This window comes from Streptomyces sp. NPDC046859 (assembly GCF_040645135.1).
Classification (GTDB): domain Bacteria; phylum Actinomycetota; class Actinomycetes; order Streptomycetales; family Streptomycetaceae; genus Streptomyces.
In genome coordinates, this window is sequence record NZ_JBEYXR010000046.1 from 21785 (window position 1) to 29584 (window position 7800).

Here is a 7800-nt window from a genome sequence, read left to right on the forward strand (position 1 = left end):
GGGGCGAACGGCTCGTCGCGTGCGATGGGTTCGCCCTCGTCACCGGGTCCGTCGCCACGTCGAGGGCGCCCGGACGCGGGCGGTCCCGTGGGACGCGGCGCTCATGCTCACTTGCCCAGTGCCTGCTTGAGCTGGCTCTTGTTCATGTCCGAACGCCCGTGGATGTTGCGCTTCTTCGCCTCCTCGTACAGCTGGTCCCGGGTAGGGCCCTGCGGCCCCTTGCCCGACCGCTCGCCGCCCCGCTGGCCCGAGGACTTGTCCTGGATCGAGGTGCGGCTCGCCGTCTTGGACTCGCCGGACCGGGCGCGCTCCTTGTTCACCGTCCGCGACGCGATCTCCTTGGCGCGCGAGGTGCTCTCGCCCCGGTCCTGGGCGCTCTTCTTGATGTGCTCGTACTGGCGTTCCCGCTTGGGGCTGGAACCGGCTGGCATGGGGTCACTCCTCTCGCCGTCATGCCACCGGGTACCCCGTTTCCGCCTCATCTCTCCCAAATCGCGACCCTTCCCTGTTCGCCCGCGGCCCAGCAGCCCCCGTCGGACGCGCAGTCCACCGTGTCGTAGGAGCCGGTGTCGACCGTCCGCCAGGTGCGTCCGCCGTCGGTGGTCAGGTCCGTCCCGGTGAGGCCGACCGCGAGGGCGGCGGAGCGGCTGTGCGGCAGCCAGGTGACGCCCGAACGGTAGGCGGGCGGGGGCGTGTCCGCGGGACTCCAGTGCCGGCCGCCGTCGCCGGTGCGGGCCGCGGCCTGCGGGGAGGTCTGGTCGGGGCGGTAGTCGCCGCCGACCGCGAGGCCGTGCGCCCGGTCGCGGAAGGCCAGCGCGAAGACCCCGCGGGCCGGGTCGCCGGCCGGGACGGGCGTGCCGGCGGCCGTCCAGGTCAGTCCCCGGTCGGCGGAGTGCAGCACACGCGCGCGTGCCGCCCCTCCGGTCGCCAGCCACACGTCCTTGGCCCCGGCGGTGACGAGGCACTGCCCGCTCGCCGCGAACCCGGCCTCGCCGTCGAGCGCGGGCGGCATCCCGGTGTCCGGCAGCACCGTCCAGGAGCGGCCGCCGTCCTTCGTGGACAGGATGCGGAACCGGCCGTCGACCGGGTCGCTCACGGCCAGGCCGTGGCGGTGGTCGAAGAAGGCCATGCAGTCGTAGAAGGCCCGTGCGCCGGTGTTGCGGAAGGTCTCCGTCCAGGTCGTGCCGCCGTCGTCGGTGCGGTACACCCGGGACGCCTCGCCCTCGCCGATGGCCAGCACCACGGCCCGCCGCGCGCCGAACGCCTCGACGTCCCGGAACTGCAGTTCGCCGGCGCCGGGCGGCGACACGTCCCGCCAGCTCGCCCCGCCGTCGGTGGTGCGCAGCACGGTGCCCGCGGTGCCCGCCAGCCAGGCGGCGCTCCGGCTGACGGCCGGCAGGCCCCTGAAGCGCACCTGGGGAGCGCCGCTGTCCTTCGGCGCCCAGTGCGGCGCCGGGCGCGCTGCCCGGCCCCGCGGCTCCCGCGCCTGGGCGGGCGCGGCCGTCAGCGCGGCCAGGACCGCCCCGGCCACCACCGTCGCGGCCACCGCCCAGAAGGTTCGTCCCATCCGTCGCATGCTCCCCGAACGCCTCATGGCGCGCGAAGCTAGTCCACCGTCACCCCGGCGTCCAGACGGCCTCGTCGGGCACAGGAGACCTTCCGGGCACAGGAGGGCGAAGGCGGCAGGTGGGTGTATGAAGGCGGTGACAGAGGTCACTCGGCCCCGAGGTGCACGGAATGGCCGATTCCATCGTCTCTACAAGTATCCGTACCGCCCACACGGAACTCCGTCCCGCCGTCACAAGGGAGCAAGGCGTTGTCCACCGTCATCGAGCAGTCCGTAGAGGCCCGCCTGGTCGCCGCAGCGCCGCGCATGCAGCACATCCCCGCGACCCTGCACTACGACCGGCGCGACCCGTTCGCCGTCCGGATGACCTTCCCCGCCCCGGCCACCCTGGAGGGCGTGGAGGTCTGCTGGACCTTCAGCCGCGAGCTGCTGCTGGCCGGCCTGGAGGAACCCCGGGGCGACGGCGACGTCCGGGTGCGGCCGTACGGGTACGACCGTACGGTGCTGGAGTTCCACGCCCCGGAGGGCACCGCGGTGGTGCACATCCGCTCGGGCGAGGTGCGCCGGTTCCTGCGCTCCACGAGCGAACTGGTCCCCCTCGGCCTGGAACACCTCCAGCTCGACATGGACCGCGACCTGGCGGAGCTCATGCGGGACGCCTGCTGACGCTCCGCCGCCGGGCTCCCCACGGGGCCCAGCGCCGCGCCGTCAATCCGGTTGACACCGTCCGCACCCCCTCCTACGTTGTACAGCGGTCCTGTTGCCGTCGATTGGAGAAGGACGTTGCTCGTCTGAGGTCCTGAGACACCGCGTCACACCACACGTGTGTGCACGCCGCGTGCGACCTCGGCGTCCGAGCCGTCCCAGCCGTCCTCACGGAACAGGGCTTTTCTCATGCCCAGGGCCTCTCACCGCCCGCCGGTCGCCGGTGTCTCGATACGCGTTTGCCCCTGTTCGTCCGAGCAACCGCGGAGGCGCCCCCTCATGTCCACTTCCATCAGCTGTACCTCCCTGTCCTTCTCCTGGCCCGACGGATCCTCCGTCTTCGAGGGCCTGGACGTCGCGTTCGGTCCCGGCAGGACCGGGCTCGTCGGCGTCAACGGCTCGGGAAAATCGACCCTGCTGAAGCTCGTCGCCGGTGAACTCGTCCCGGGCGACGGCGCCGTGCGCGTCGCCGGCGAGATCGGCTACCTGCCGCAGAACGTCACGCTCGACACCGCGCTGCGCGTCGACCAGGCGCTCGGCATCGACGCGAAACGGGCGGCGCTGCACGCCATCGAGGCGGGCGACGTGGCCGAGGAGCACTTCGAGACCGTCGGCGACGACTGGGACGTGGAGGAGCGTGCCCTCGCCACCCTCGGCGAACTCGGGCTCGGTCACGTCGCGTTGGACCGCACGATCGGCGAGGTGTCGGGCGGCGAGTCGGTGCTGCTGCGGCTGGCCGCGCTGCTGCTGCGCCGGCCGGACGTCCTGCTCCTCGACGAGCCCACCAACAACCTCGACCTGTACGCCCGCCGGCGGCTGTACACGGCCGTCGAGTCCTGGCCGGGGGTGATGGTCGTGGTCAGCCACGACCGTGAACTCCTCGACCTGGTCGACCAGATCGCCGATCTGCGCTCCGGCACGATCAGCTGGTACGGCGGCAACTACTCGGCCTACGAGGTGGCTCTCGCCACCGAGCAGGACGCGGCCGAGCGCATGGTGCGGGTCGCCGAGGCCGACCTGAAGAAGCAGAGGCGTGAACTGATCGACGCCCAGGTCAAGCTGGCCCGCCGCAAGCGGTACGGCCAGAAGATGTGGGACCAGAAACGCGAGCCGAAGATCGTCATGGGCGCCCGTAAGCGGGCGGCACAGGAGTCCGCGGGCAAGCACCGCATCATGCACGAGGAGAAGCTCGCCGAGGCCAGGGAGCGCCTGGACGACGCGGTGGACGCCGTGCGGGACGACGACGAGATCCGCGTCGACCTGCCGTACACGGCCGTCCCTCCGGGCCGCAGCGTGCTCGCGCTGCGGGAACTGGAGGTGAGGTACGGGGCCCGGGTGCCCGGCGGACTGGATCTGCACGGCCCGGAGCGGATCGCGCTGGTCGGCCGCAACGGCTCGGGCAAGACGACGCTGCTGCGGACCATCGCCGGGGAACTGGCCCCGGTGGCGGGCGAGGTGACGGCGCACGTCCCGCTGCGCTTCCTGCCGCAGCGCCTCGACGTCCTCGACGACGAGGCGTCCGTCGTGGAGAACGTCGCCCGGTTCGCGCCGGGTGCCGGCAACAACCGGATCCGGGCGCAGCTGGCCCGCTTCCTGTTCCGGGGCGCCCGCGCCGACCAGCTCGCGGCGACGCTCTCGGGCGGCGAGCGGTTCCGGGCCGCCCTGGCGGCGCTGATGCTGGCCGAGCCGGCGCCGCAGCTGCTGATGCTGGACGAGCCGACGAACAACCTGGACATGGCGAGCGTACGGCAGCTCACCTCGGCGCTGGACTCGTACGAGGGGGCGCTGATCGTGGCCGGCCACGACCTGCCGTTCCTGGAGTCGATCGGCATCACGCGCTGGCTGACGATCGAGGAGGGAGAGCTGAGGGAAACCACACCGGAAGCCATCGGGTATCCCGCCTGACATCACCGCCATCAGAAGCCACGACCTGGGCGCAGGGGTTTCCTACGGACGGGTAGCCCCTGCATGATGGCCGTCCGGTACCCCCTTCGTCAGGGGTCCCGGTCCTGCCACCGACCGAAAGATCCCGTCGTGCCCAGCAAGAAGGCCCTCATCCGCCGCCCCGGCCCGCGTCTCGCCGAGGGGCTGGTCACGCACGTCGAGCGGACGGAGGTCGACGTCGACCTCGCGCTCGATCAGTGGGAGGCGTACGCGCAGGCCCTTCGCGCACACGACTGGGAGACCATCGAGGTGGACCCGGCCGACGACTGCCCCGACTCGGTGTTCGTCGAGGACACGGTCGTGATGTACCGCAACGTCGCCCTGATCACCCGGCCCGGCGCCGAGTCCCGGCGGTCCGAGACCGAGGGCGTGGAGGAGGCCGTCGCCTCGCTGGGCTGCTCGGTGAACTGGATCTGGGAGCCGGGCACGCTGGACGGCGGCGACGTCCTGAAGGTCGGCGACACGATCTACGTCGGCCGGGGCGGCCGTACCAACGCGGCCGGGGTGCAGCAACTGCGGGCCGCCTTCGAACCGCTCGGGGCACGCGTCATCGCCGTACCGGTCGGCAAGGTGCTGCATCTGAAGTCGGCGATCACCGCGCTGCCCGACGGGACCGTCCTGGGCCGTATCCCGCAGCTCGACGTCCCCTCGCTGTTCCCGCGCTTCCTGCCGGTGCCGGAGGACTCGGGGTCGCATGTGGTGCTGCTCGGCGGGAACCGGCTGCTCATCGCGGCGAGCGCCCCGAAGACGGCGGAGCTGCTGGCCGACCTCGGCCATGAGCCGGTCGTCGTGGACATCGGTGAGTTCGAGAAGCTGGAGGGCTGTGTGACATGCCTCTCGGTGCGGATGCGGGAGCTCTACGCCTGACCGGCTCGAGCACGTCACTCGTCCGGCCCCGGGACCTGCGTGTCGCGGGGCTTCGCGCATACCGGCGCCGGTCCGGGGAAACAGCGGCTGATCAGCGGTCTTTACGGCGCCCTTAACCTACGGCTTCGTAACCTACGGATTCGTAGCCTACGATTCCGTAGGTTGCCGGCACCGCTCGCCGGTCCCACCGCTCACGCAGTCCCGTCCCCCTGGAGTTCCTGTGACGATCGCCTCCCCGCACCTCGGCAGCCCCGCCGTCTGGACCGACGCCCGCCTGCTGTACGCCCTGGAGGAAGTGGTCGAGAAGGAGCTCAACCGGCATCTGGGCATCGCCAAGGACTGGATGCCGCACGAGTACGTCCCGTGGACGGACGGCCGCAACTTCCCCGGCCTGTTCGAGGACGGCGAGGCCTGGGACAAGGAGCAGTCCAAGGTCACCGAGATCGGCCGGATCGCGCTGGTGGTGAACCTCCTGACCGAGGACAACCTCCCCAGCTACCACCACGAGATCGCCTCGCTCTTCGGCCGTGACGGCGCCTGGGGCACCTGGGTGCACCGCTGGACCGCCGAGGAGGGCCGGCACGGCATCGTGATGCGCGACTACCTGCTGACCTCGCGCGCGGTGGACCCGGACCAGCTGGAGCAGTTCCGCATGTCCCACATGAGCGAGGGCTTCGAGTCGGACAACCGCCACTCGATGCTGCACTCGATCGCCTACGTCGCCTTCCAGGAGCTGGCCACCCGCATCTCGCACCGCAACACCGGCCACCAGTCCGGCGACCCGGTCTGCGACCGCATGCTGGCCCGCATCGCGACCGACGAGAACCTCCACATGGTCTTCTACCGCAACCTGCTGAAGGCCGCCTTCGAACTCGCGCCCGACCTCACCATGCAGGCGGTCCGCGACGTCGTCGTGAACTTCCGCATGCCCGGCCACGGCATCCCCGGCTTCGAGCGCGCCGCCGCCCAGATGGCCATCGGCGAGGTCTACAACCTGCGCATCCACCACGACGACGTGATCCAGCCGGTGCTGCGCTTCCTGAAGATCATGGAGATCGACGGCCTCGGCCCGGACGGGAAGCAGGCGCAGGAGGAACTGGGGCTGTTCATGGGCGGCCTGGACGCCGAGGCGGCGAAGTTCGACGAGAAGCTGGCGGCGCGCAAGGCCCGCATGGCGGCCCGCGCCGCCGGCTGACCCGGGCGCGGGGGCCGGCCGGGCTCAGGCCCGGCGCGAGGTGCGCCTGATCTCCAGGCGCTCCTTCTCGGACAGGCCGCCCCAGACACCGAAGCGCTCGTCGTGGTCGAGCGCGTAGTCCAGGCAGGCGGAGCGGATCGGGCACAGCCCGCAGATACGCTTCGCCTCCCGGACGGAGCTGCCCGGCTCGGGGAAGAAGAAGTCCGCCCCGGTCTGTGCGCACAGCGCCTCTTCCTGCCAGGCCAGGTCGGCCGGGGTGACCGGCGTGCCCGCTGTGATCGTGTCGATGTGCATGGGCAGGATCGTGCCCGGCCGCGAAAAACGTTCGATCAACGCGCGGTCAACGCCGCCCCGCGGGGCCCCGGGCCGCCTCGATCGTGCCGCTCCCCCTGTCCCCGCGCACGGCGGCGCGCGGAAGGGGACGACCACCCCGGCAGACGGCGGTGTTCCGGCAGCGCCCGCCCGGGCGCGGTGGAAGACTCGGCGGTGCAGACACCGGACCCTTCCGAGGAGGGCGATGATGCTTACCACCCGTTACGTCACCGGAGCGCCGAACTGGGTCGACCTCGGCACGCCCGACCTCGACGGTGCCGGTGCCTTCTACGGCGGCCTGTTCGGCTGGCGGTTCCGGCCGGGCGGACCGGAGACCGGCGGATACGGCTTCTTCCAGCTCGACGGCAGGACGGCGGCCGCCGGGATGCAGACCTCCGAGGAGCAGGGGCCGCCCTCCTGGACGGTGTACTTCCAGACCCCGGACGCGGAGGCCACCGCGAAGGCCGCCGAACGGGCGCACGGCTCGGTGCTGATGCAGCCGATGGACGTGCTGGACCAGGGCCGTATGGCGCTCCTCGCCGACAAGTCGGGGGCGTCCTTCGGGGTCTGGCAGCCGCGCGCGAACCAGGGCCTGGACGTGGTGGGTGAGCCGGGCTCCCTGCGCTGGCTGGAGCTGTACACGACGGACGTGCCGGCGGCGGCCGGCTTCTACAACGCCACGCTCGGCATGGAGACCTTCGCCCTGGACTTCTACGGCGGCACCTACACGGCCCTCAGCCCAGGCGGACAGGGCGAGGACGGCGTGTTCGGCGGGGTGGTCGACAAGGCCGACGATCCGGCGGAGGCGCGGGCCCCGTCGTACTGGCTGCCGTACTTCGAGGTCACCGACACGGACGCGGCCGTCGAGAAGACGCGGGAGGGGGGCGGCACCGTGCGGATGCCGGCCACCGACCTCCCGGAGGTCGGCCGGATCGCCAAGCTGGCCGACCCCTACGGCGCCCGCTTCGCGGTGATCCGGAGCGTGGGCTGACCGGCCGGAGGGTGGCCCGTCGTCAGGCCGGAGCCCGGCGTGATCGGCGAGCCCCCCAGGGCCTTTCGTTTGGATCATCCCGGCGTCGCGGGGCCTGGCACGCGCATCCGCGGCGTTGTCGTCACTCGCCGACGCTCCGCGTCGACTCCCTCCTCCGCCTTGCAGCCGCACGCACCGGACCCCGCTCGGGCACGTCACCATGTCCCGTCGGCCACAGCC

Annotated in this window: 8 protein-coding genes; 5 read left to right on the forward strand and 3 right to left on the reverse strand. The window is 72.0% G+C overall.

The genetic code is table 11. The annotated features are described in order from the left end of the window. Positions 1 to 107: 107 nt before the first annotated feature. The gene (locus ABZ899_RS35785; protein WP_361354911.1) at positions 108 to 431 is read right to left on the reverse strand and encodes a plasmid stabilization protein; all 324 of its coding nucleotides are present in this window, start codon (positions 429 to 431) and stop codon (positions 108 to 110) included. 47 nt (positions 432 to 478) lie between these two features. Continuing rightward, complete coding sequence (locus ABZ899_RS35790) at positions 479 to 1567, reverse strand: oxidoreductase (protein ID WP_361354914.1); 1089 nt, start codon at positions 1565 to 1567, stop codon at positions 479 to 481. A 249-nt stretch (positions 1568 to 1816) separates the two neighbouring features. Between ABZ899_RS35790 and ABZ899_RS35795 the strand changes: the two genes are divergently transcribed. The 4 genes from ABZ899_RS35795 to ABZ899_RS35810 all read left to right on the forward strand — a co-directional run bounded on the left by ABZ899_RS35795 (position 1817) and on the right by ABZ899_RS35810 (position 6278). Further along, positions 1817 to 2233 (forward strand): SsgA family sporulation/cell division regulator, encoded by a 417-nt coding sequence (locus ABZ899_RS35795; RefSeq protein ID WP_361354918.1) that lies wholly within the window; start codon positions 1817 to 1819, stop codon positions 2231 to 2233. A 318-nt stretch (positions 2234 to 2551) separates the two neighbouring features. Further along, positions 2552 to 4177 carry an ATP-binding cassette domain-containing protein gene (locus ABZ899_RS35800; protein ID WP_361354921.1) on the forward strand — a complete coding sequence of 542 codons (1626 nt, stop codon included), beginning with the start codon at positions 2552 to 2554 and terminating at the stop codon, positions 4175 to 4177. 129 nt (positions 4178 to 4306) lie between these two features. Continuing rightward, positions 4307 to 5083 (forward strand): dimethylargininase, encoded by a 777-nt coding sequence (ddaH, locus tag ABZ899_RS35805; protein WP_361354924.1) that lies wholly within the window; start codon positions 4307 to 4309, stop codon positions 5081 to 5083. Between the two features lie 220 nt (positions 5084 to 5303). Beyond that, on the forward strand, positions 5304 to 6278 hold the full coding sequence (locus tag ABZ899_RS35810; protein ID WP_361354927.1) for an acyl-ACP desaturase: 975 nt from the start codon (positions 5304 to 5306) through the stop codon (positions 6276 to 6278). A 24-nt stretch (positions 6279 to 6302) separates the two neighbouring features. Here ABZ899_RS35810 and ABZ899_RS35815 read toward each other — a convergent pair whose 3' ends face one another. Further along, positions 6303 to 6572: a WhiB family transcriptional regulator gene (locus ABZ899_RS35815; RefSeq protein ID WP_361354930.1), complete on the reverse strand. Its 270-nt coding sequence runs from the start codon at positions 6570 to 6572 to the stop codon at positions 6303 to 6305. Between the two features lie 226 nt (positions 6573 to 6798). Here ABZ899_RS35815 and ABZ899_RS35820 point away from each other — a divergent pair, with 226 nt between their 5' ends. Beyond that, positions 6799 to 7581, forward strand: coding sequence for a VOC family protein (locus ABZ899_RS35820; RefSeq protein ID WP_361354933.1), 783 nt, complete (start codon positions 6799 to 6801; stop codon positions 7579 to 7581). The last annotated feature ends 219 nt before the right edge of the window (positions 7582 to 7800 follow it).